The 22,388-nt window shown below is 37.9% G+C and carries 22 protein-coding genes; 9 read left to right on the plus strand and 13 right to left on the minus strand.

What is annotated here, in order from left to right; translation table 11 throughout:
* Window positions 1-238: 238 nt before the first annotated feature.
* A complete protein-coding gene (locus tag PQ479_RS13295; protein WP_047989641.1) occupies window positions 239-1,111 on the minus strand; it encodes a nucleotidyltransferase-like protein in 873 nt (290 codons plus the stop codon).
* Window positions 1,112-1,267: 156 nt separating this feature from the next.
* Here PQ479_RS13295 and PQ479_RS13300 point away from each other — a divergent pair, with 156 nt between their 5' ends.
* The 3 genes from PQ479_RS13300 to PQ479_RS13310 all read left to right on the plus strand — a co-directional run bounded on the left by PQ479_RS13300 (window position 1,268) and on the right by PQ479_RS13310 (window position 5,758).
* Window positions 1,268-1,630: a YgzB family protein gene (locus PQ479_RS13300; protein WP_047989642.1), complete on the plus strand. Its 363-nt coding sequence runs from the start codon at window positions 1,268-1,270 to the stop codon at window positions 1,628-1,630.
* A 218-nt stretch (window positions 1,631-1,848) separates the two neighbouring features.
* Window positions 1,849-4,914 carry a GNAT family N-acetyltransferase gene (locus tag PQ479_RS13305; protein WP_053070452.1) on the plus strand — a complete coding sequence of 1,022 codons (3,066 nt, stop codon included), beginning with the start codon at window positions 1,849-1,851 and terminating at the stop codon, window positions 4,912-4,914.
* Window positions 4,901-5,758 carry an amidohydrolase family protein gene (locus tag PQ479_RS13310; RefSeq protein WP_047989643.1) on the plus strand — a complete coding sequence of 286 codons (858 nt, stop codon included), beginning with the start codon at window positions 4,901-4,903 and terminating at the stop codon, window positions 5,756-5,758. The genes PQ479_RS13305 and PQ479_RS13310 overlap by 14 nt, the downstream gene beginning before the upstream one ends.
* A 204-nt stretch (window positions 5,759-5,962) precedes the next feature.
* Here the strand turns inward: PQ479_RS13310 and perR are convergent, their stop codons facing one another.
* The 4 genes from perR to bcp all read right to left on the minus strand — a co-directional run bounded on the left by perR (window position 5,963) and on the right by bcp (window position 8,355).
* The gene (perR, locus tag PQ479_RS13315; protein WP_047989644.1) at window positions 5,963-6,400 is read right to left on the minus strand and encodes a peroxide-responsive transcriptional repressor PerR; all 438 of its coding nucleotides are present in this window, start codon (window positions 6,398-6,400) and stop codon (window positions 5,963-5,965) included.
* Between the two features lie 149 nt (window positions 6,401-6,549).
* On the minus strand, window positions 6,550-6,864 hold the full coding sequence (locus PQ479_RS13320; RefSeq protein WP_047989645.1) for a cyclic-di-AMP receptor: 315 nt from the start codon (window positions 6,862-6,864) through the stop codon (window positions 6,550-6,552).
* A gap of 36 nt (window positions 6,865-6,900) precedes the next feature.
* Entirely contained in the window at window positions 6,901-7,857 is a 957-nt protein-coding gene (locus PQ479_RS13325) for a D-2-hydroxyacid dehydrogenase (protein ID WP_047989646.1), read from the minus strand.
* A 30-nt stretch (window positions 7,858-7,887) separates the two neighbouring features.
* On the minus strand, window positions 7,888-8,355 hold the full coding sequence (bcp, locus tag PQ479_RS13330) for a thioredoxin-dependent thiol peroxidase (protein WP_047989647.1): 468 nt from the start codon (window positions 8,353-8,355) through the stop codon (window positions 7,888-7,890).
* A gap of 199 nt (window positions 8,356-8,554) precedes the next feature.
* Here bcp and sda point away from each other — a divergent pair, with 199 nt between their 5' ends.
* From sda to PQ479_RS13345, 3 genes are all read left to right on the plus strand, one after another.
* Window positions 8,555-8,731, plus strand: coding sequence for a sporulation histidine kinase inhibitor Sda (gene sda, locus PQ479_RS13335; RefSeq protein ID WP_083991303.1), 177 nt, complete (start codon window positions 8,555-8,557; stop codon window positions 8,729-8,731).
* Window positions 8,732-8,827: 96 nt separating this feature from the next.
* Entirely contained in the window at window positions 8,828-10,126 is a 1,299-nt protein-coding gene (locus PQ479_RS13340) for a glutamate-1-semialdehyde 2,1-aminomutase (RefSeq protein WP_047989648.1), read from the plus strand.
* A 376-nt stretch (window positions 10,127-10,502) separates the two neighbouring features.
* Window positions 10,503-11,582 (plus strand): aromatic acid exporter family protein, encoded by a 1,080-nt coding sequence (locus PQ479_RS13345; RefSeq protein WP_047989649.1) that lies wholly within the window; start codon window positions 10,503-10,505, stop codon window positions 11,580-11,582.
* A 235-nt stretch (window positions 11,583-11,817) separates the two neighbouring features.
* Here the strand turns inward: PQ479_RS13345 and PQ479_RS13350 are convergent, their stop codons facing one another.
* The 6 genes from PQ479_RS13350 to PQ479_RS13375 all read right to left on the minus strand — a co-directional run bounded on the left by PQ479_RS13350 (window position 11,818) and on the right by PQ479_RS13375 (window position 18,312).
* On the minus strand, window positions 11,818-13,566 hold the full coding sequence (locus PQ479_RS13350; RefSeq protein WP_047989650.1) for an ABC transporter ATP-binding protein: 1,749 nt from the start codon (window positions 13,564-13,566) through the stop codon (window positions 11,818-11,820).
* Between the two features lie 146 nt (window positions 13,567-13,712).
* A complete protein-coding gene (ntdP, locus tag PQ479_RS13355; protein WP_047989651.1) occupies window positions 13,713-14,240 on the minus strand; it encodes a nucleoside tri-diphosphate phosphatase in 528 nt (175 codons plus the stop codon).
* A 263-nt stretch (window positions 14,241-14,503) separates the two neighbouring features.
* On the minus strand, window positions 14,504-15,517 hold the full coding sequence (locus tag PQ479_RS13360) for a FecCD family ABC transporter permease (protein WP_047989652.1): 1,014 nt from the start codon (window positions 15,515-15,517) through the stop codon (window positions 14,504-14,506).
* The gene (locus PQ479_RS13365; RefSeq protein WP_047989653.1) at window positions 15,514-16,521 is read right to left on the minus strand and encodes a FecCD family ABC transporter permease; all 1,008 of its coding nucleotides are present in this window, start codon (window positions 16,519-16,521) and stop codon (window positions 15,514-15,516) included. Before PQ479_RS13365 ends, PQ479_RS13360 begins: the two co-directional genes overlap by 4 nt.
* 65 nt (window positions 16,522-16,586) lie before the next feature.
* A complete protein-coding gene (locus PQ479_RS13370; protein ID WP_047989654.1) occupies window positions 16,587-17,516 on the minus strand; it encodes an iron-hydroxamate ABC transporter substrate-binding protein in 930 nt (309 codons plus the stop codon).
* Window positions 17,461-18,312 carry an ABC transporter ATP-binding protein gene (locus PQ479_RS13375; RefSeq protein WP_047989655.1) on the minus strand — a complete coding sequence of 284 codons (852 nt, stop codon included), beginning with the start codon at window positions 18,310-18,312 and terminating at the stop codon, window positions 17,461-17,463. The genes PQ479_RS13370 and PQ479_RS13375 overlap by 56 nt, the downstream gene beginning before the upstream one ends.
* A 204-nt stretch (window positions 18,313-18,516) precedes the next feature.
* On the opposite strand from PQ479_RS13375, the gene PQ479_RS13380 reads away from it, so the two are divergent.
* On the plus strand, window positions 18,517-19,572 hold the full coding sequence (locus PQ479_RS13380) for an NAD(P)/FAD-dependent oxidoreductase (protein WP_047989656.1): 1,056 nt from the start codon (window positions 18,517-18,519) through the stop codon (window positions 19,570-19,572).
* Between the two features lie 197 nt (window positions 19,573-19,769).
* Here the strand turns inward: PQ479_RS13380 and PQ479_RS13385 are convergent, their stop codons facing one another.
* Entirely contained in the window at window positions 19,770-19,925 is a 156-nt protein-coding gene (locus PQ479_RS13385) for a gamma-type small acid-soluble spore protein (RefSeq protein ID WP_083991304.1), read from the minus strand.
* Window positions 19,926-19,993: 68 nt separating this feature from the next.
* Window positions 19,994-20,743 (minus strand): enoyl-[acyl-carrier-protein] reductase FabL, encoded by a 750-nt coding sequence (gene fabL, locus PQ479_RS13390; protein WP_047989658.1) that lies wholly within the window; start codon window positions 20,741-20,743, stop codon window positions 19,994-19,996.
* 350 nt (window positions 20,744-21,093) lie between these two features.
* Between fabL and PQ479_RS13395 the strand changes: the two genes are divergently transcribed.
* Window positions 21,094-21,270, plus strand: coding sequence for a hypothetical protein (locus tag PQ479_RS13395; RefSeq protein ID WP_273717029.1), 177 nt, complete (start codon window positions 21,094-21,096; stop codon window positions 21,268-21,270).
* A 94-nt stretch (window positions 21,271-21,364) separates the two neighbouring features.
* Window positions 21,365-22,330: an NADPH:quinone reductase gene (locus tag PQ479_RS13400; RefSeq protein WP_047989659.1), complete on the plus strand. Its 966-nt coding sequence runs from the start codon at window positions 21,365-21,367 to the stop codon at window positions 22,328-22,330.
* Window positions 22,331-22,388: the final 58 nt, after the last annotated feature.

Below are 22,388 nucleotides of genomic sequence, written 5' to 3' on the forward strand. Positions count from 1 at the left end.
GAGATACCTTGTATCTCTTTAATTCGCTTGGCTTTTGTTCAGTTTTCAAAGAACTTTTTATCGCTCATTGGCGACTTTTCTAATATATCACTTTCAGCGAATCGAGTCAATAACTTTATTTAAAATATTATTCGTTAGAACACTATCTCAAAACAGCCATTGTTTCTCGTCCGCATCTTAGCGACATGTAATAATATATCATAGGATTTTTTATAGTGCAATACTTTTTTACAAGATATTATATATTTATTTTATAACGAAACTGATTGATTCCTTTAGCCTTCATATCAACACTTTCTGTTATTACGATACCTTTTTCAATGAGGAAACTCAATAATAACTCTAAGTCTATTTTATAATCTTCCACTTCAGGCATATCCATTAGACAAGAAATAGACCAGTTCTCATTCGGAGAGTCTAGAATTTGAATAATGTGTTGACACCCTTCTAGTGTTTTAGAATGTATCGCGAACTCTGTTGCAATGACCATAAGTTCAATTCTCTTTTCTAGCGATTCTTCACTCTTGAGTAATTCATGATATAACTTATACGTTTCCGGCTCAATTTGGCGAACTTGATCCCACACTGTAACCTCAGGATAAAACCCTTGTCGAATAACAGCTAATCTTGCAAGATGATGCAGGGCATGCATCATGTTTGAATAAGCATCAAAATAGTGGCCATGTGCTAATAGTATTTTCCCTTCTTCAAATCTACGTAACATTTTCGTGAATTGTATCGCCATCTTTTTCGCACGGTCTCCTGGAGGGAAAATGGCAATCCTTTCTTTAACATCTGCTAAAAACTCATTTCGATCATAGACGATCTTTCCATTGACGATCCAACCAACTAAACGACGATTATTTCCTACTATTAATGAATAATGCATAAGCTCTTTGTCTAGTATGTGTAATGCGACTTTCTTTTCCGCTAAATTATAATGCTTAATATCCCATTCTTTCTCAGGGTATTCTTTAATAATTAAAATGATTGCATCAAACCCATCTGTAATAAATGAACGATTTTCTGTATTCTCTAATAATAAAATCGCACAAGTGTCTCTTTCACTTGCAAGGTCTTGATACAATTGTCTCAACATAATTTCAACCATATCTTTAGACTCCCCTTTCGACATCACGTAAGAACCATTATAATATTCTCTTACATAATTATTTCTATCTCCACTTCCTAAAATCCTTTTTACAAAAAAACTTCACAAACGAATCACAAATGACTATGCTATACTAAACCACAGGAGGGACATATAATGGCATTAAAATATACAAATAAGATTAATAAAATTCGTACATTTGCATTATCGTTAGTCTTTATCGGGATTCTTGTCATGTATCTCGGTTTAATCTTCAAATCTACACCCATTGTCATGATGATATTAATGATGATTGGTTTCCTAGGGATTATTGCTAGTACACTCGTTTATTTCTGGATTGGAATGCTTTCAACCAAAACCATCCAAGTGACATGTCCAAGTTGTGAAAAACCGACGAAGGTTCTCGGTCGCGTCGATGCATGCATGCACTGTAGTCAACCATTAACAATGGACAAGTCTTTAGAAGGAAAAGACTTCGACGAAAAATATAATAACAAATCAAAGCAGAGCGAAGTTTAATAGGCTCTGCTTTTTTTCTTTATAACCCCTAATAAAAGATAATTTATTCTGAATTTTCTTTACTCAAAAACCAGAAACACATACTATAGAAAGGAGTGAATTTTTTTAATGAATGAAAGGAGGCCAAATTACGAGAAGATTAGGAAGATTAGGAAGCCTATAACAAAATTTACAGGCACCATTCCATGACATAACAAATACATATCAGGGGGTTCATTATGACTACAAATATTATACTCAAAGAATATAAAGATGAGTATGCCGAAGAAGTTGCTAAGATGTGGAATCTAAGTCGTGACAGTTGGGGCGGGGACGACACCGTTATGACTGCAGAAAAAGTCATAAAGAAGGAAGCTAATTCAGATAATCTTACCTTATATTTAGCTTTTGATAAACAAGAGGTTGTCGGGTATTGTGGCTTATCTATTTATAAAGAAGACAAAGGCTCACTGTATATCCCATTATTAAATGTCCGCCCTGATTATCACGGAAAGAAAATTGGTAAGTTGCTTGTATTAAAAGCTATCGAGAGGACGGTAGAGCTCGGATGGGGCAGACTTGACCTTTTTACATGGCCAGGCAATACAAAGGCTGTACCTCTTTACAAAAAATGCGGATTCTTTTGGGAGGATCGTGACGACACGACACACTTAATGAACTTTGTACCGACTGTTTTACAGACAGATTTATTAAAGCCCTTTTTCAAACAAGCTGATTGGTACACTCATAACAAAAAGCTTATAGATGTGAAACCAGATGGATTAAAAAAGAATGGTTTCACCTATTACACATATGATTGGTCGTTCGGCAAGGAGCAGCTATCTGTAGAAATCGAGAGAACAAGTAGAGGCATTAGTAAGATTGAAACGAACGATGTTATCGTCGAACTAACTTTATTGTCACATGACATTATTGAAGAAGAACAACAAACCTTTCATTTAAACGTCATCAATAAAAACAAAAAGCCCCTACATATTGAAGCCGTATCGATTAGTGATAGTCGCGTTCTCTCTTCTTTTTCGGTCGATGAATACGTAAGTGACGAGGCTATATTTAGCGGAAAAGTGACAGTAGGCAAAGGGGAAGAACCATCACCTTGGAATACTCACCCGACGTTAAAAGTTGACTTGAAGCTCAACGGCGTGCAGGGATATTTATCCTTAGGTGTCAACCCAAAACCAGCTATTAAACTTCAAGCACTGATGCAGCCATTACACGGTTTCATTGATGAAACAGGTGTGATTGAGCTAGAACTAGTCAATCAACTGCAAGAAGATGCCCAGGTATCTATCGTCTTCCCTCAAAATGAATATGTAGCATTAGACAAGGAGCAAATCTCCTTACACCTATCCAGTCGTCAACGTTCACTCATTCAGTTACCATTTACGACTAAGAAGTTCGGTTCTTATCAGCCAACTATTCATATGAATGTAAAAGCTGCTAGCGGGAATGAATATAATATCCATAACGCTCATATCGGTTTACTACTTAAGGGGTTCGGTTCCTCTTTCTTTGGACAATCGAAGAAAGAATGGTATATAGCCAATGGAATTTACGACATACGTGTCACAAAACGGAATCACATACTTAGTATTTATCGAAAAGATGAAGCCGTCCCTTTTCATGCTTTTCCACCTCAATTAGGCCGACCTTTTTCTAGTGAATTCTTTAAAGATAAGCCAGTTGCCGTAAAATCATACCAACAAGAGGGTGCCATCGTTTTAGAGTCAGAATTTCACTCTAATGATTTCCCAGGAATCCAACTATTTATCTATCACACCCTTTATGCCGATGGTTTGCTAAAAAGAGAACTAGCAGTAAATAACACGAATGAACCATTGTCAGATCCATTAAGAGTACTTGAATCAATACATTTTGATAAAGAGCACGCCTTTATTCCTCTAGGTGAAGAAGTGATCGAATACTCAAATGAATTAGAGTTAAATTTTGGCCAATTGCCTACAAACAAAAAGTTAGGAAACTGGATGTTTACGTCCAATAATGGAAAACCTTTAGGGGTTAGCTGGAGTACGGAGGCTATCGTTAACCCTGAAGGCTGGAAAATGAATCTTGAATACAAAACTGGTCACTTAACTACTAGTGAGCACGTTACATTCAAGCCACTCATTGTTTCCATCGGAGCCTTTCAGACATGGCAAGAACAGCAAGTTTATGCGGAACAATCTAATAAGAAAAAACAAACTTTAACAGAACACCACCTCTCATTTAATCAAGAGAGCTTACTAATTTGTGACGAAGAACATGTGAATGCCACGTTCAAAACAAGTCGTGCTGAACACTTAAATGGGACGTTATCCTTCACAATTAATGAACGGGACATTCAGAAGGTAACGATTCATGAATCCGAAGAAAAAGCAGAATATAGTACGACCATACAAACAAAAGGACTTCAACCGCTCTCAAATTTAAAGGCAAGCCTAAATAACAACAAAGAAAATATCGTATCATCTGCACTAATTCTTACAAAAAGTGGTTCAGTCGAGAAAAGAAAAGAGGACCATGCCGATTACGAAACATGGATCCTCAATAACGGACCTATTGAAATTAAAGTAGCTCCCTCTTTCTTCCCAGGGATGTATTCATTAAAGCACAACAATCACGAGTGGTTAGATACAAGCTTTCCTCAACCAATCGCAAAGGGCTGGTGGAATCCATGGCTTGGTGGAATGACCACACAAATTTCTAAACTTAATATGTTTTCCTATTTAAAAGCGACATCAACTGCTGAATTTATAGAGGTAGAGGATACGAACAATAATCTATGGTCGGCGATCGCTATCCAAACAACATTATCAAACCATGAAGTTTGGGGTAATACGACATTTACCCAGTACTTTGCGACACTGCCAGGTATTCCGATTTTAAGCCATTTCATTAAGTTTGATACACTAGATGGCAAATCATTAATAGGCGAGGAATTATATACCAATCTCTTTTTAACGAGTAACCATATTAGTGACTTAGCGATTCAAAAGGATTCATTAAGGACGGCAAGGGCAGGCTCTGCCGAGCGTTCCATCCTTTCAACGGGAGAGCATTATATAACTTCTTCATCTAGTAACCAGAAGTTATTTATTGTTACTCACGCTAGAAAGAGTGCCTATATGAATAAAGACGTATTCGAAAACTTTTTAGAACAAGACGCTTCTTGCATAAGTAAACCAGTCTTCTTAATCTTTCATGAAGACATACTAAACAAGAAGCTCTTACAACCATTCGATCGAATTCAATTTAAAGTAAGGAGCAAGTATGAAAATCATTGATGCACATATTCACTATTCAAATATCCAATCCTTTCACCAAACTGCAAATGAACGTTCCTTAGTCCAATACAGCAAGGGTGGGTACGAGCAAGAGTTTGCACAAGCCAATGTTGTGCTTAGCATTGCTATGGGGGTAACTGAAGTTAATCAAAATGGATTCCCAGACAATGAAGCCAAAACTCCTATGGGCGTTGATTTATCAGAGAAGAAACCTAACAATGTCGTGTATTGTTTAGGAATAAATCCGTACACACTTGACCAAGATGCACTTGCTGCCATTGAGTTGAACGCTCAAAAGCCAGAAGTTGTCGGACTGAAAATTTACTTAGGCTATTATCCATTTTATGCCTATGATGACGTGTATAAGCCCGTCTACGCTCTTGCAAAAAAATACAACCTGCCCGTTGTATTTCATACTGGCGATACGTATTCCGAACGAGGCTTACTTAAGTATTCTCATCCATTAACCATTGATGAAGTAGCTGTTATCTACAGTGACATCACCTTCATGATTGCCCACTTAGGAGACCCGTGGACTTTAACAGGAGCAGAAATCATTTATAAAAACTCGAATGTTTATGCCGACCTATCTGGCTTGCTTGTAGGTACCGACAAGGAAATTGAAAGGCTAAATCAAACGAACTTTTTTGACCACCTACGTCACGCAATAACCTTTGCCGATTCTTATGACAAATTATTGTTTGGTACTGACTGGCCACTCGTACCTGTTGGCCCCTATATTGAATTCATTAAAACGTTCATTCCAGTGGAACATCATGAAAAAGTGTTCTATCTGAATGCTTTAAAAGTCTTTCCTAAAATTCAAAACTTTTTAAAGGAGTAGTTACCCTTTCGTAAAAACATTCATGACGAAGCTGGTTCACTTCACCAACAATTACATGAAAGAACCGTTCCATTCTTTAACTGGTGGTCTTTTGATAAATGATTTTGAGGGTGCTCACATTTAGCCTAAACACCCACATTGAACTTTCAGATAAAATGAAAACACGGCTCCATTTTAACGTGGAGCCGTGTTTTTTATAATGAATTAATGTTGGATTTTTTTAGAGCATTCTGGGCATGAACCGTAAATTTCCATACGATGTGTATGCACTTTAAATCCTGTAACATGCTCTGCTAACGTTTCGACTTCATCTAAACCAGGATAATGAAAATCTACAATTTTACCGCAATCTTGGCAAATTACATGATAATGGTCTGTTGTGACACAATCAAAACGGCTCGAGGAATCCCCATAAGTTAATTCTTTGACAATCCCGACTTCTTTAAAAACACGTAAATTATTATAAACTGTAGCAACACTCATATTTGGAAATTTGCCTTCAAGCGCTTTATAAATTTCATCCGCCGTTGGATGTTTCATTGAATCATATAAATATTCCAAGATAGCATGACGTTGTGGTGTCATACGTACACGGGTGCTCTTAAGTGCTTCAATGGCATCTTGCAAGCGATGGTTTGACATCGTCATGCACCTCTCTTTCGATACAACAATTCTTACTTTATAATAAGTATAGTATAGAAATAAGAGGGCTGTCAATTAGTGTTTTCAGTCATTGTAGTAGGAATTTAGAAGGATTTTGTTATCAATTAGCGAATTATTTATGAGAGCCTTCACCTTTTTTTAAATCCTTTATTCTCAAGAAATAAAGCAACGTCCTTCACATCAATAAGAAACGAGGTGTAGCGGTGCGCGCCATTCTGTTTTTTTCTTTGCTTTCGCTCTTCCACTTTTAAACAAGCTTGCTGTAAGGCAGTTTTTAATTCGAGATGATGTTCCTCTTCCAAGCCAATTAGAAAAGTCGTATTTCCTTTTCGTAAAAAACCTCCCGAACTCGCAAGCTCAGTCATACGGTAACCTTTTTCTCTCAAACTTTTCTCCACTTCATCAGTATACATGTGTTCAACTATACAAATGAAAAGCTTCATGGCTCTGCAATCCCCCTTCACCTCTTATCATGTGACTCAGTACCCTTGATCTAAGTCTATTCGATTTAGAAAGCTTTCGTTCGTATCTTCTTCTAAATACTTCTCTAGGTTCTGTTTAAAAATCTCAAAAGCCCTTGGTTGATAAAATGAGGATATACCTGACAAATGCGGTGTAACCGTAACATTTTCCATCTCCCAAAGCTCATGTTCAGGTGGCAGAGGCTCTTGTGAAACCACATCTAGAACTGCGTGTTTGATTAACCCTTGCTGTAAAATAGTCAGGAGGTCCGACTCATTCACTGTACCTCCCCTTCCAATGTTAATAAAGACCGACTCTTTTTTCATATTCAAAAACATATCTTTATTTAAAAGATTGTTAGTCTGCTCTGTTAATGGAAGAACATTTACTACGTAATCTGCCTCAGATAAAATAGCAGCAACATTCGATAGAGGAACACATCGATCAAAATGAGAAACAGATTTCCCGGAAGTATTTAAACCATAAACCTGCATTTGAAAAGCCTGTGCTAATCGGGCAATTTCTTGACCGATCGCACCTGTTCCCAAAATAACGAGACACTTTTCATTCAACTCAAGCATAGGTACAGTTCTATCCCAAAGGTGCTGCTCTTCATTTTTGATTAACTGTTTCGATTGCCTTGCTACTTGAAGCATCATTCCAATCGTATATTCTGCCATAGGCTTTGCGTGAATACCACGACAATTTGTAACAAGAATACCACGTTCCTTAATCGCTTGAAATGGCATTTGATCAAGCCCTGCTGAAATCACCATAATCCATTTTAATTGTTTCGCACTTTGTATCTGTTTTTCCTGCAAATCTTCCCCATAAGTAATTAAAATTTCGGCTTCTGGCAATAACTGCTCCGCTTCTTCTATATTAGAGAAGAAATAGAAGCTGGCCTCTTTGAATGATTGAACTAAGTCTGTCTGGATAGCTTGGTTAATTTTTGCTGAATAAATGATGATCATAGACGCAACTCCTTAGAAGTGGTTAGCCATTTAACTCATTTGAAAAATATAATCCAATACTTCTTTCACATGATCTTGTACTTTCACTTTTCTCCATTCTTTTGCTAATTTTCCTTCTTGATCAATCACAAAAGTCGAGCGCTCAATACCCATATATTCTTTACCGAAGTTCTTCTTTAACTTCCACACATCAAATAGTTTAGAAAGCTCCTGTTCTTCATCAGAAAGTAAAGGGAATGGCAGGTCGTATTTTTCTATAAACTTCTCATGTCTAGAAAGCGGGTCCGGGCTTACACCTAAAACCACCGCATTCACTTTCTCTAATTCCTTGCTATAATCTCTAAAATCACACGCTTGTGTCGTACAACCTGGCGTCATGTCTTTCGGGTAGAAGTATAAAATAACATATTTCCCTTTGTAATCACTGATAGAAATAGTTCCTCCTGTGCTCGCAGGCAATGAAACTGCAGGTACTTTTTCTCCGACTTTAATCGTCATAACATTCATCCTTTCCTATGTAGGTTTCTATATAGATTAGCGGAATTGGTGAAAAAAAAGCAACCCTTTCGCCTCTTATAAATCTTTTTATATTTTTTCCGAAAAACAGGTTTAAGAATTAAATAATCGGGTATTAACCACCTTATCGGTCTTTTTTCAACTTTTCTTCATCAAAAAATTATAAAAGGAGAGGCGACTGATGGAATCTTTATCAAATTCACTCTTACTTGAAAGCTATGTCCAAGCTAAGAGTTTAAACTTAAGTGAAGACTTTATTCAATTATTGCTACATGAAATAGAAAAACGTGGATTACACGTATCCATTCCTTATCATAAGGAAGAAAATCATTCATCTGCTGAACACCTTCAAAAATGACTTTATTCAAGTTGTCAAGCCGTGATCCTTGCTTTATGATGGACTGTAGAATATCGAATCATACATAGGAATCACTTTTGGAGGTATTAACACGTTATGGATTTTTCTACATCTAAATCTTTACATCAAGAATCGCAAGAACACATTGTTGGTGGTGTCAATAGTCCGTCTCGTTCATTTAAGGCCGTTGGTGGAGGCTCACCTGTTTATATGAAAAAAGGGAAAGGTGCGTACTTTTGGGATGTCGATGGCAATCAGTACATTGACTACCTCGCGGCATATGGCCCGATTATTACCGGTCACGCCCATCCCCACATTACCAAAGCCATTCAAGAAGCAGCTGAAAATGGTGTTTTATATGGGACACCGACTGAATTAGAGGTCACTTATGCCAAAATGCTAAAGGAAGCCATTCCGTCTTTAGATAAAGTTCGTTTTGTTAATTCGGGCACTGAGGCAGTTATGACAACCATTCGAGTGGCTCGAGCTTATACTGGTCGAGATAAAATTATTAAGTTTGCAGGCTGTTATCACGGTCATTCAGATTTAGTTCTAGTAGCAGCCGGTTCTGGTCCATCCACACTTGGTACACCAGATTCAGCTGGAGTGCCAAAAAGTATTGCTCAGGAAGTGATTACGGTTCCATTTAATGATTTGGATGCCTATAAAGAGGCAATCGATAAATGGGGCGATGAAGTCGCTGCCGTTTTAGTTGAGCCCATTGTCGGTAACTTCGGGATTGTAGAACCAAAAGAAGGTTTTTTACAAGCTGTTAATGACTTAACCCATGAAGCTGGTGCCCTCGTTATTTACGATGAGGTCATTACTGCTTTTCGTTTTATGTACGGAGGTGCCCAAAACTATTTAGAGATTGAGCCTGATATGACAGCTCTTGGTAAGATAATTGGTGGCGGCCTACCAATTGGGGCTTACGGCGGTCGAGTAGATATTATGGAAAAAGTCGCACCACTCGGCCCTGCCTATCAAGCAGGAACGATGGCAGGAAATCCAGCATCCATGGCAGCTGGAATAGCGTGCTTAGAAGTTTTAAGTAAAGATGGCGTTTATGAACATCTTGATTCATTAGGGAAGATGCTAGAGGAAGGGATTCGATCTTTAGCACATAAACACCATATCCCTATGACATTAAATCGCCTTAAGGGTGCGCTGACCTTATATTTTACTACAACAACTGTAACCAATTATGAAGAAGCCGAAGCGTCTGATGGTAACTTATTTGCGATTTTCTTTCAAGAGATGTTAAAGCAAGGCATTAATTTGGCTCCTTCCAAATACGAAGCCTGGTTCTTAACAACCGAGCATACGGAAGTGGATGTGAAACAAACGCTACAAGCAGTCGATGAAGCATTTGCCGCTGTCTCTTTACACATCTAATAAAAAATATATTAAAAAAGTGATGGATAGGTATAACAGTCCTTTCATCACTTTTTGTTATTACTACATAATTTGTTTTAAGCGATTTCTTAGGCTTTAGTTCTAACCTCGCTACTTTTCTTATATAATATACATGTATGGCTTTGATGCTTTTTCATAAAATAAAGTAATTCATCACAATTTTTAACAAAAAAGCACTTGCTTCTTCTACCTAATCACGGTATAGTACGTTCGTTACTGATATAAACTGAGAATATGGACGATTTAATTCCACGTTTTTTTTTTTGATTTCTCGTTGTTCCAAGCGGGTATAACATGAATAGAAAAAATGTCAGTATGACGAAAGAATGGACTTCAGAAAGGACTTCTTAACACAATGAAACTTGGTGCTCGTATTTTTAAAACGGGACTTGCTCTTGCCTTAGCTATGTATTCTGCAATTTGGCTAGGTTTTGAAGGCGCAACCTTTGCAGCGATTGCCGCAGCCTTTGCAATTCAACCATCAATCCATCGTACTTTCCAAACAATATTGGATCAAGTACAGGCCAATGTGATTGGTGCTGTTTTAGCTGTCATATTCGTATTAACTTTTGGACATGAGCCATTTGTAGTTGGTGTAGTTGTCATTCTCGTGATTGCTATCATCTCTAAATTAAAATTAGAAGCTAGTACAATCCCACTAGCTATCGTTACAGTCATTATCATCATGGAAAGCCCTGCTGAGAATTTTGTTAGTTTTGCGACCGATCGTTTTTTATTGATTATGCTTGGTGTATTAACGGCCTTTATTGTAAATCTTTTCTTTATTCCACCAAGATATGAAACAAAATTTTATCAATCCATGCTGAAGGAATCTGATAACATTAATCAGTGGATGATGTTATTAGTCCGAAATGACGCCGATTCTCGTTCCTTAAAAGGCGATATGAAGCGGTTAGACACACAAATTCAAAAGCTCGATAACCTGTATAATTTATATAAGGAAGAACGTAATTATTTACAGCGAAACAAATATAGTAAAGCAAGAAAGCTTGTACTATTTAGACAAATGCTTATTACGTTAAAACAATCACAGGCCGTACTTATAAATTTAGAGCGACGCTCAGAGGATATTTCTAATTTGCCAAAAGCGATTCAGGAAGAGTTTGAACAGCAATTAGACTTATTAACGAATTTCCATAATCGCATTTTACTTCGCTATATTGGTAAAGTAACCTCTTCGCCGTCTAAGGAGATTCTGGACGATTTAGCCACAGGTAAGGAAGCTTTGGCTAAGAAGTTTATTGACTTTTACAATCAAGATGCAATTGACCAACAAACATGGATGCATACATTTCCGGCCGTTTCTCAAATTATTGAATACCACGAAGAGCTTGCCCACCTCAATCACCTTGTAAACAGCTTCTTTAAGTATCATACGGAAGAAAGCACCTTGGATATTCAAGGTGAGGAATAATTCCAATAGAAGACCCCACCATGATCATGGTGGGGTCTTCTTCAAGGTTTAAGGGGGCTTTGTGGTGGGTGAATATCGGGGCTTATGTTGTTACTTCCGGCCTTTTCCCACAACAACACGTCCCTTGTCCGCTGGTTATGTTGTTACTTCACAGCTTCCAACACGAGAGCCATTTTCCCCTACGTAAGAAGCGACATCCACCTTCCCCAATAACTAAGAACCTTCCACTTAGTTGTCACTGCAACTGCTGAACTTCGAATAAACGCTTATAGCTGCCGCCTTGTTTACCCATTAACTCTACATGTGTGCCAACTTCTTTAATTTCACCGTTTTCAATTAAAACAATTTTATCTGCGTGCGTAATGGTTGAAAGTCGGTGAGCAACGATAAAGGTTGTTCGGTCTTTAGCTAATTTCTCTAAGGCCTCTTGAATATAATGTTCACTTTCCAAGTCAAGCGCAGAGGTCGCTTCATCAAAAATAAGGATCGGTGGGTTTTTTAAGAAAACACGAGCAATCGCAACACGTTGCTTTTGGCCACCTGATAGCTTAACACCTCGTTCTCCAACTTCCGTATCATACCCTTGTGGCAAACTCATAATAAAATCATGAGCATTGGCTGCTTTGGCAGCGTCTTCTACTTCCTCAACCGTCGCATTGGGGTTACCCATCAGAATATTCTCCTTGACTGATTCACTAAATAGAATATTATCTTGCAGCACCATTCCAATCTTATCGCGTAGGCTGCGTACTTGATATTGCCTAATATCAGTACCATCAAGTAAAATTCTTCCACTTGTCACATCGTAAAAGCGCGGGATCAAACTAATTAACGTACTTTTACCTCCACCACTCATTCCAACAAATGCGACCGTTTCACCACTTTTTACGGTTAAATTTAAATTTTTCAAAGCGTGCATCCCATCTTCATTATAAGAGAATGAGACATTGGAAAATTCTAACTTACCGTCTGTATACGCTAACTCCTTCGAGCCGGGCTTATCAGAAATATCATATTTTTCATCGATAAATTCAAAGACTCGGTCCATCGAGGCAATTGCTTGTGTTAAGACCGTCGATGAATTGACTAGACGACGTAACGGACCATATAACCGCTCCATATAGAGAACAAACGCGGTCATCACACCCACTTCAATGACTTCATTTAAAGCAAAATAACCGGCGACCGCAATGACGAGTAATGGGGCAATATCTGTAATCGTATTGACAACAGCGAAAGTCTTTGCATTCCATCTCGTATGCTCTAAGGCTTTCGCTAAAAAGTTTCGATTTCTTTTGGCAAACTGATTTTGTTCATGCTCTTCAAGCGCGAAGCTACGAATGACACTCATCCCTTGAACACGTTCGTGTAAATGACCTTGTACCTCGGCTAATGCTTGGGAACGTACACGAGTGATATTCCGTAAGCGAGCATAGAAAAACTTCACTGAGAAACCGTATAACGGGAACATGGATATCGCAACGAGTGTCAGCCACACATTCATATTTAGCATAATAATAATTGCAATAACAATCGTAAATAAATCTAGCCAAATATTCATTAATCCCGTAATGACAAAGTTTTTCGTCTGTTCCACATCATGAATAACCCTTGAGATAATCTCTCCCACTTTTCGATTTGAATAAAAACGTAAACTTAACTTTTGGATATGGCTAAATAATTGATCACGAATATCATATAAAATCTTACTTCCAATCCATTGTGCAAAGTACTGACGGTAATATTCGATCGGCGGTCTCAAAACAACAAAAATAAAAAGCATAATGCCCATTAACGTAAATAATGTCGTTTGTTTCTCCTCTAGCGTTAATCCTTCTGCCAAAATAATATCATCAATGACATATGCGACCACTAAAGGTAATAGTAGTGGAATCCCAAATTTTAATATACCGATAATAATCGTAATGATAATTTGTTTTATATATGGTTTTACGAATAATAAATAGCGCTTAATACTTCCCAAAACGCCACTCCCCCTCTCCAGTCCTTATTATGAGCGAAATTTAGCGCAAACACTCCATATTTGCTCAACTCCACTCAAAAAAAGTCCGACTCACGAAAAAAAGCCCAACATTCAGGCTTTTTCCCCTTCCACTGATAATCACTTCCTTATCGATATTGCAAAAAACGTTCATACCAGCTCTCTACAAATTGAGGTGCAAATGGTCCTTTTCTTTGGTGGATCCAAGAAATTAACGTATCAACACCCCGTTGCAAAATTGCATCTAGCTCTGGTGGATAATTCATTTTTCTTTGATGTAGCTCATATTCATCTTCATCCAATAGTTTAAATGTCATGTCTGGTGCCACTTTAATGTCAAGGTCATAATCAATATATTTTAATGCTTCTTCATCCCATGTAAAAGGCGTACCAATGTTACAATAATAATGAATACCGTCTGCTCTAAGCATGGCAATTGTATTAAACCATTGCTCAGAATCAAAATAACATATAGCTGGCTCACGCGTACGCCAATTGCGGCCATCCGATTCTCTTACTAGGATTCGATCATTTCCAGCAATCACAACCTTTGACGTCCCTTTTAGTACTATCGTATCCTCCCAAACACGATGAAGTGCTCCATTATGCTTATAGCTGTGGATTTGAATACTACTACCCACTTTGGGAAAATTCATTTTCGACTCCTTTCTGTGTATGATTCTTGGACGTCCATACATAACGGTGGTTGACTGGGTGCTTGTACGATGAAAGCTCCCTACTCCCGACTCGCTAATGTACTTCACCTACACTTCTATATTCACTTCTGTTCATTCTTTTCTATTATACCGTTTTATCTACATATTTGAAACGGTAAGTACCCTGTTAGCTAAAAAAAGACAAATAACCAAAAAGCCCCTTCCATCAGTATGACTGATTTATCAGGACTTAAACTTATAACTTATTTGGATTTTACGAGCAAATAGATAAAATAAGGTGCACCAATTAGGGAAACGACGATTCCTGCTGGTATTCCGTCAGGCTCTAATACATTACGACCAATTGTATCAGCCATAAGTAATAACCAACCACCTAGCAACATCGCAACAGGCAAAAAGTACTGATACCTAGGACCAACTAATGCCCGGGCTATGTGCGGTGCCATTAATCCAACAAACGCAACACCACCCGTTACAGATACACTGACTGCTGCAATGGCAACCGCTGCCAACAATAAAAAAGTACGCTCTTTTTGCAAGGATACTCCGATTCCTATTGTCACATACTCACTTAACCCTAAAACATTTAATTGATGTGCCTTGAAAAGAATAAACGGGATTAATAAGAAAAACCACGGCAGGATTGATACGATTAGTGACCAATCATACCCCCAAACATTTCCCGCTAACCAACGGGCAATAAAATCAACTTTCTGCCTTTCAGATGAAGAAATTAATACAATCATTAATCCTGAAAGTGCCATCGAAAAACCGACACCTGTTAATATCATCTTACTTGGCTGAATCCCCTTCCCTTTTTCATAAGAAAATAGATAAATAAGGATGGCTGTAAGCGTCGCACCTAAAAAGGCGATAATAGGTAATAAGTAAACAAAACCACCGGTGTCTAAAGGGTAAAACAAATAAAATAAAGTAATACCAACACCAGCCCCCGCATTAATACCGATGATTCCCGGATCAGCTAAATCATTTCTTGTTACCCCTTGCAAAATAGCACCTGATAATGCAAGTCCTATACCAGCCAAAACAGTAATAAGCATACGCGGTAAGCGAATAGAAAACAGAATAAATTCATCCTTAAAGGAACCTTGGCCTATTATCGTTGGAACTAGTCGATCTATTGAGATGGAAGAGTAGCCTAAACTCATACCCATTACCATCATGCCAATTAATCCAATTAACAAAGTGCTGACGATCCATTTGTATTTTTTCTTATAGGCATTTGTAACAATCATAATGCCTTGCCTCCTTTACGTACGATTAATAAAAAGAAAGGAAGCCCGAGTAGTGCAACAATAGCGGCAACAGGTGTCTCAAAAGGGGCATGAACCGTACGAGCGGCAGTGTCTGCTAGTAGCATAAAAGCGGCTCCAATAATCGCAGACATGGGGACAATGGCCCGATAGTCCATTCCGACTAGGATACGGACTATATGAGGAATCATTAAACCGACAAAAACTAAATTCCCTACTAATGATACGGCAGCACCTGCTAACACAACCGTCAATAAGAACAGGACCAATTTTACAGCAAATGTTTTCTGTCCTAGACCTGTTGCAACCTCTTCACTTAAGCTTAATATCGTTAGCTGTTTCGAAAACAGAATGGCAAGTAAAAGACCAATCAAGATAATGGGTATAACAATCTGTAATTGAACCCATGTCGTCCCGATTAATCCACCTGCTGTCCACATTGAAACATCTTTTGAAATTTTAAAATATAACCCGATTCCTTCTGCTATTGCATGTAAAAAAGCCGAAATAGCCGCACCTGCTAAGATAATCCTGAATGAAGATAATCCACCCCTTTGCTGGGAGCCTATTCCCAAAACAAGGGCAGCCCCGACTGCTGCTCCAATAAAGCAAGCAATCATCAAACCAAAATAATTAACATTCGGTAATAAGGCAATCGTTAAGGCTAATGCGGCATTAGCGCCAGCCGTTAATCCAATCAAGCCTGGATCTGCTAGTGGGTTTCTCGTCATGCCTTGCATAATTGCTCCAGCAACCGCTAAAGCGGCTCCTACGATAACAGCAGCGACTACACGTGGAATTCTAATCTCTTGAAGCATCACAATCAAATCAGACGTTCTCGTATTAAATAAGGCTCCCCATACATCCCCTACACCCGTTTGTGCAGCTCCGAATGTCAGAGCCACAATAAATACAAAACAGGTTGCAACTATCGCTACAATCAATTTCATTGAAACTGTTAGCATCCACTTTGAACCTTTTTCCATATGATCTCCCTCACCAAAAAGCGAAAGGAATCCTCAAAAAGAGAATTCCAGACAATCGCTTCGATTTATTCACTCTCTAAGAAACTATTAATAAAAAATTCAAGCTGGTAGTCTAGAGTAATAGGGTCATTAAAATAAAACTCACTTGCATCCGCCTGAAATACTCGATTATTTTTTACAGCATCCATATTTTGATACGTATCAGTCTCTTGGAACGAACCTTCTGTCTCCTCTGACTTACTAACAACTAAATAATCACCTACATAGTCATCTAATACTTCTACAGATAGGGCATAATAACCATCAGCCAATGCCATTTCCTTTACTTTTTCAGGCATTTTAAGCTTCATTTCTTGGTAGAGGATTTCTGTTCCACGTCCCCAGTTATCACCGAATACATAAAGCTGCTTATCAAAGTTTTCAATGACTGAAACCGTTGCTTCTTCACCAATATGGGCACGAATGTCATCGCCAGCTACTTTGGCCCGCTCTTTAAAATCATTGACCCATTCGGTCGCTTCTTTTTCTTTATTTAATACCTTACCAATTTCAATGTGCTGAGTTAAATAATCGACTGCTCCATATGTATAAGTAACCGTTGGAGCAATTTGTTTAAGCTTGTCGATATTTTTGGTCGTTGAATAACCAATAATTAAATCCGGCTCAAGTTCAATAATTTTCTCAAGGCTTTCATCCGAAACTTCCTCAACATCCTCAAGTTGTTCTATAAAACGAGGATTTGACTTTGCCCATGATTCGACACCAGCTAAATTCGCATCTAAAGCCATAACATTACCAGTAAATCCACCTAGTACGACCACTCTTTCTGGGTTTGCCGGTACCTCAACCGGTCCATTTTCAGATTCATACGTAATCGTCTCATTTTTTTCTTCCGGTGCTTCGTTTTGACTTTCACTTGAATTGGTTTGTCCACATGCACTAACGAGCAGCAGAAACAGGAATACGATGGCTAAATTCATTATGGCTTTTTTCATGTTTGTTTTCTCCTTTTATTAAACGATATGTTAAACACATCGGCTTTTGTGTGATCGGATCTGTGCCAATCATTGCGTCAATATTAAATACCTCCGCCAGTACAGGTGGCGTCATCACTTCCTCACAAGACCCTGCTTTTACAACAGCTCCATCTTTCATCGCAATTAAATGATCGGCAAAACGAGCAGCTTGGTTTAAATCATGCAAGACCATAACAATCGTTCTACCTTGTTCTTTATTTAATTTTTGTAATAATTCGAGCACCTCAAGCTGATGAGCCAGATCAAGATAGGTCGTTGGTTCATCTAAAAAGATAATATCTGTTTCTTGTGCCAATGCCATCGCAATCCAAACACGCTGTCTTTGACCACCAGATAAAGCATCAATAGAACGATATCGTAAACTCGTTAGTCCCGTAACTTCAAGTGTCCATTCAATCACTTCTAAATCTTCTTTTGTAAGCCTTCCCATTCCCTTTTGATGTGGATAACGACCGTAAGAAATTAATTCACTCACCGTTAAACCACCTGTGCTCTCAGGAGCCTGCGGTAAAATTGCTAATTTTTTGGCGAGTTGCTTCGTATTCTCTTTAATAATTTCTTTACCATCTAATACAACAGCCCCAACTTGATAAGGGATAATCCTTGTCATTGCTTTAAGTAATGTAGACTTCCCACAACCGTTAGCACCTATAATTGTCGTTATTTGATGATCAGGAATTTCTATATTCATATCTTTTACAATCATTTTATCGTGATAAGAAATTTGTAAATCTTTTGTATAAATTCGACTCATCTATCTACTCGACCTCCTTTGGCCATTATTGATTCATCTTCGTCAATATCAATATATTGATAACGATTATCATTATTAAGCAATATCATGAATATAATCTGATTGAGAATGATTGTCAATATCTATTGCATAAATTAATAAACAGTTGTACTATTAATTGAAAATGATTATCAATGTTAATCTACATATTGAGGAGTGAAAAAAATGAACTCTCAAGATTTATTCGATGTAACAATTATTGGTGGCGGTCCAGCCGGATTATACTCTGCTTTTTATAGTGGCTTACGAGAAATGAAAACTAAAATTATTGAATTCCAACCTCACTTAGGCGGAAAAGTTCATATATACCCCGAGAAAATGATTTGGGACGTTGGTGGACTAACACCAACACCTGGGGCAAATCTCATTGAACAACTGGTCCAACAAGGCTTAACGTTTAATCCTGAAGTCGTGCTGAATGAAAAAATAACAACGATCGCTCGTTTACAGGATGGCATTTTTGAACTAACGGCTCACACTGGCGAAAAGCATTTTTCCAAAGCGATTATTATTGCTGTTGGTGGTGGAATTTTATCGCCACAAAAGATTGAAATTGAAGGTGCCGAACGCTATGAGATGACTAACTTGCATTACACGGTAAAATCTTTAAAACAGTTTAAAGATAAAAAAGTACTCATCTCAGGTGGAGGTAACTCAGCTATAGATTGGGCTAACGAGTTAGAGCCGATTGCGAGTCACGTATATATAACTTATCGAAAAGAAGAACTGAAAGGTCATGAAGCACAGGTTTCACAGCTTCTGAACAGTGGTTGCACATGTTATTTACAAACGTCTATAACCAAGTTACTTCCTAACGAAGAACACGACTCCATTCAAACCGTTGAGCTTACGAACCTTGCTACAAATGAAAAAGTTTATGTGGAAGTTGATGAAGTTGTCATCAATCACGGCTACGAGCGTGACAGTGAACTACTAAAAGAGAGTCCTTTGGATATTGTCTTAAAAGACGACTTTTATATTGATGGTACAGCACAAAGCGAGTCAAATATACCAGGATTGTTTGCAGCTGGGGACATTTTAGCTCACCCTGGAAAGGTGCATTTAATTGCGGGTGCCTTTCAAGATGCCGCTAACGCGGTGAATAAAGCGAAGCAATATATCGAACCTGATGCCCATGGTTATGGGATGGTTTCTTCACATAACGAGCTCTTTAAAACTCGAAATAAAGAGCTCAAAAAGGTGTTATATCAAACTAGATAGGATATTCTCATGTTCATTACGTGTAAGGAGTGGTGAGATGCTCTAGTTTTATATGTATGAGAGCGTGCTTAAGGACGATAAGTCATGCCTTGATGTTAGCTTTTCCTCTTCTAGCATATTTGGTACCTTTTTATGCACTCCCTTATCAGTAATGAAAAGGCCACTGAGAGACGATGTGTCTCACAGTGGCCACTTAATTATTGTTGGTTTTTCTTTTTTTGAGACTGTGCATTTTGTTTTTTTACTTCTTGCACATCAGTCTCATTGGCAAATTCAGTTTGATATTGTTGATTTTGTTGAGAAGCTTGGTTTTGCTTCTGTGCTTGGTTTTGATTTTGATTTTGCTTTTTCATAATAAATCACCTCCACACACCTTAAGATGTCCAAGAGATCATTTTTTATGCTTAGCTTTTAAATTTTTTTATGTTAAAAGTGAAATACCACCATCAACAATAAGCGTCTGTCCTCGAATCATTGAAGCTTGGTCAGATACAAGAAACATGACAGCATTTGCTAAATCTTGAGGTTCAACGATTCTGCCAGCAGGAGTTCTTTCTGCTGAAGACTGTAACAACTCTTCCCGATTTGGAAAATGAGTTAACGCATCCGTATCAACAGCTCCACCAGATACTGCATTTACGACGATGTTTTTTGGCGCTAACTCAACGGCTAAGTAACGAGTTAATGCTTCAACAGCCGCTTTTGATACCCCTACTGTCGTATAGTTATCTAAATAGCGGATTGAGCCTAATGAACTCAAGCTAACAATCTTGCCCCCGCCACTTTTTTCCATTCTTTTGGCAGCTTCCTGAGCACAGAATAATAATGCTTTACTATTAATATTCATCGTCCAATCCCAATGGTTCTCCTCTAACTCCATTAATGGTCTTAAAACTCCAGAAGCAGCATTGTTAATAAAAACATCTAGTCGATCAAAATGTTGATCAATTTCTGCAAACATTGCTTTAATTTTTTCTGGCTTGCCTACATTTGCTTTAACAACGATTGCTTTTTGACCAAGGTTTTCAATTTCTGCGGCTGTTTCTAAAGCTGCCGTTTGATTTCTCGCATAATTCACAACAATATCATATCCCTGCTTAGCTAACCGTAAAGCAATTTCCTTTCCAATTCCTCGACTACTCCCCGTTACTAATGCTACTTTTTTTGCCATTTTTATATGCCTCCTAATTTTAAATAAAAGTAAGTGCTTGCCCGTAAGATCTAGATACTTTTGAAATACATCAAAAAAACCTCAAGCCTTAGTTGCTAATCTTAACCCTTTATACGCTCTCTTCTTTGTTGTTATGGAGTATGTATGCTGATTTAATGACTATTCAAAATCACCATTTAAAAATACCACCAGTCAAAAAGCAATGATTAGATGAATGGACGTTGCCTATCTGTTCAATCATTTTTGTTTATCATTTTTAAGGATATTTTTAATTATACTGTATAGCCTCATTCATGAACAGAAAAACTAATACCTAGTACTAATATCTAAGTATGAATGGAGGTTTGATTATGTACAAAGGTCGGGATATGACAGAACTTTCGATGACACTAATAGAGGAATGGTCAAAAGAGGAACTGAGTCACTTTCATTTTCACCTTCAGCAAATGGCTCCCTATCTAAATGCAGAAGGTGTCTCTTTTCACCATCAAATTCAAGCAGAAATTGTAGAACGTGGTGGTTTATAAAAGCTGCTTAAACAAAAAGATTTCAATCAAATCTCTTTGTTTTTCATCAGAAATTACGTATGATGAGAGTATCTATTCAAAGAGGAGTGGTTTTGTGAAAGCATTAGTATATAAACAATATGGCGAACCTACAGTATTAGAAATAGATGAAGTTAGTAAACCAACCATTAAAGCAGACGAAGTGTTAATTGAGGTAAAAGCGAGTGGCATTAATCCTGTTGATACCTATTTTAGAAAAGGTATTCGACAAGTACCTAGTTTCCCTCATATCCCTCACTTTGATTTAGCCGGAGTGGTGAAAGAAGTCGGTGAACACGTAACTTCACATAAAATCGGAGACCATGTTTGGGCATCGAATGCAAAAGGAGCATCCGGTCAATATGTTGCTTTATCAGCTAATATTGCTTTCCCTCTTTCTTTTGATATTTCTTTTGAAGAAGGTGCTGCACTTTCCATGCCTTTTCTGACAGCACACTTAGCGTTATTTCACCGTGGGAATTTACACAAAGATGAAACCGTATTTATTGTAGGTGGCTCTGGTGCCGTTGGACATGCTGCTATACAGCTAGCAAAAGAAGCCGGTGCTAACGTTATTACGACGGCTGGTTCAATAGCTAAAGCCGAAGTTGCTAAAAAGGCCGGTGCCGACCATGTCATTCTTTACAAAGAAGAGAATTTGGTCGATAACATTCTTGAAATTACCAATGGCCAAGGAGTTCCATTGATTTTAGAAATGTCGCTAAGTGAAAATATGGAAACTGATTTTCAGGTAATAGCTAATGAAGGCAGAATCGTAACGATTGGCTCACCAAAAGACAACACGCCTGCTCTTATGTGGAGAGAATTAAATCAAAAAAATGCGTCATTATTAGGACTATTACTATTTACTGCTCCTTCTTTTGCATATATTTCTGCTGGTCAACATATTAGTAAATTGTTTAAGGAAAAGAAAGTAAATGCCCATGATTTCAAAAGCTTTCCTTTAGATCAAGCTGCTCAAGCTCACGCTGCATTAGAAGCAAAAGAGATTATTGGCAGAGCCATTTTAACTCACTCCTAGACTACTTGAAATCATACATGCTTTTTTCCTGTCTGGATATCCTAAAAGCAACACACGG

The sequence above is a fragment of the Alkalihalobacillus pseudalcaliphilus genome (genome assembly GCF_028610675.1).
Lineage (GTDB): Bacteria > Bacillota > Bacilli > Bacillales > Bacillaceae_D > Alkalihalobacillus > Alkalihalobacillus pseudalcaliphilus.

Coding starts and splice junctions, on each gene's coding strand:
- fabL (WP_047989658.1), bottom strand. CDS start 20,743: ATGGCAAAAAAAGTAGCATTAGTAACGGGGAGTAGTCGAGGAATTGGA.
- PQ479_RS13300 (WP_047989642.1), top strand. CDS start 1,268: ATGGCATTAAAATATACAAATAAGATTAATAAAATTCGTACATTTGCA.
- sda (WP_083991303.1), top strand. CDS start 8,555: ATGGAATCTTTATCAAATTCACTCTTACTTGAAAGCTATGTCCAAGCT.
- PQ479_RS13380 (WP_047989656.1), top strand. CDS start 18,517: ATGAACTCTCAAGATTTATTCGATGTAACAATTATTGGTGGCGGTCCA.
- PQ479_RS13360 (WP_047989652.1), bottom strand. CDS start 15,517: ATGATTGTTACAAATGCCTATAAGAAAAAATACAAATGGATCGTCAGC.
- PQ479_RS13365 (WP_047989653.1), bottom strand. CDS start 16,521: ATGGAAAAAGGTTCAAAGTGGATGCTAACAGTTTCAATGAAATTGATT.
- PQ479_RS13395 (WP_273717029.1), top strand. CDS start 21,094: ATGTACAAAGGTCGGGATATGACAGAACTTTCGATGACACTAATAGAG.
- PQ479_RS13325 (WP_047989646.1), bottom strand. CDS start 7,857: ATGATCATCATTTATTCAGCAAAAATTAACCAAGCTATCCAGACAGAC.
- PQ479_RS13385 (WP_083991304.1), bottom strand. CDS start 19,925: ATGAAAAAGCAAAATCAAAATCAAAACCAAGCACAGAAGCAAAACCAA.
- PQ479_RS13295 (WP_047989641.1), bottom strand. CDS start 1,111: ATGGTTGAAATTATGTTGAGACAATTGTATCAAGACCTTGCAAGTGAA.
- PQ479_RS13305 (WP_053070452.1), top strand. CDS start 1,849: ATGACTACAAATATTATACTCAAAGAATATAAAGATGAGTATGCCGAA.
- ntdP (WP_047989651.1), bottom strand. CDS start 14,240: ATGAATTTTCCCAAAGTGGGTAGTAGTATTCAAATCCACAGCTATAAG.
- PQ479_RS13345 (WP_047989649.1), top strand. CDS start 10,503: ATGAAACTTGGTGCTCGTATTTTTAAAACGGGACTTGCTCTTGCCTTA.
- bcp (WP_047989647.1), bottom strand. CDS start 8,355: ATGACGATTAAAGTCGGAGAAAAAGTACCTGCAGTTTCATTGCCTGCG.
- PQ479_RS13310 (WP_047989643.1), top strand. CDS start 4,901: ATGAAAATCATTGATGCACATATTCACTATTCAAATATCCAATCCTTT.
- PQ479_RS13375 (WP_047989655.1), bottom strand. CDS start 18,312: ATGAGTCGAATTTATACAAAAGATTTACAAATTTCTTATCACGATAAA.
- PQ479_RS13370 (WP_047989654.1), bottom strand. CDS start 17,516: ATGAAAAAAGCCATAATGAATTTAGCCATCGTATTCCTGTTTCTGCTG.
- PQ479_RS13340 (WP_047989648.1), top strand. CDS start 8,828: ATGGATTTTTCTACATCTAAATCTTTACATCAAGAATCGCAAGAACAC.
- PQ479_RS13320 (WP_047989645.1), bottom strand. CDS start 6,864: ATGAAGCTTTTCATTTGTATAGTTGAACACATGTATACTGATGAAGTG.
- perR (WP_047989644.1), bottom strand. CDS start 6,400: ATGTCAAACCATCGCTTGCAAGATGCCATTGAAGCACTTAAGAGCACC.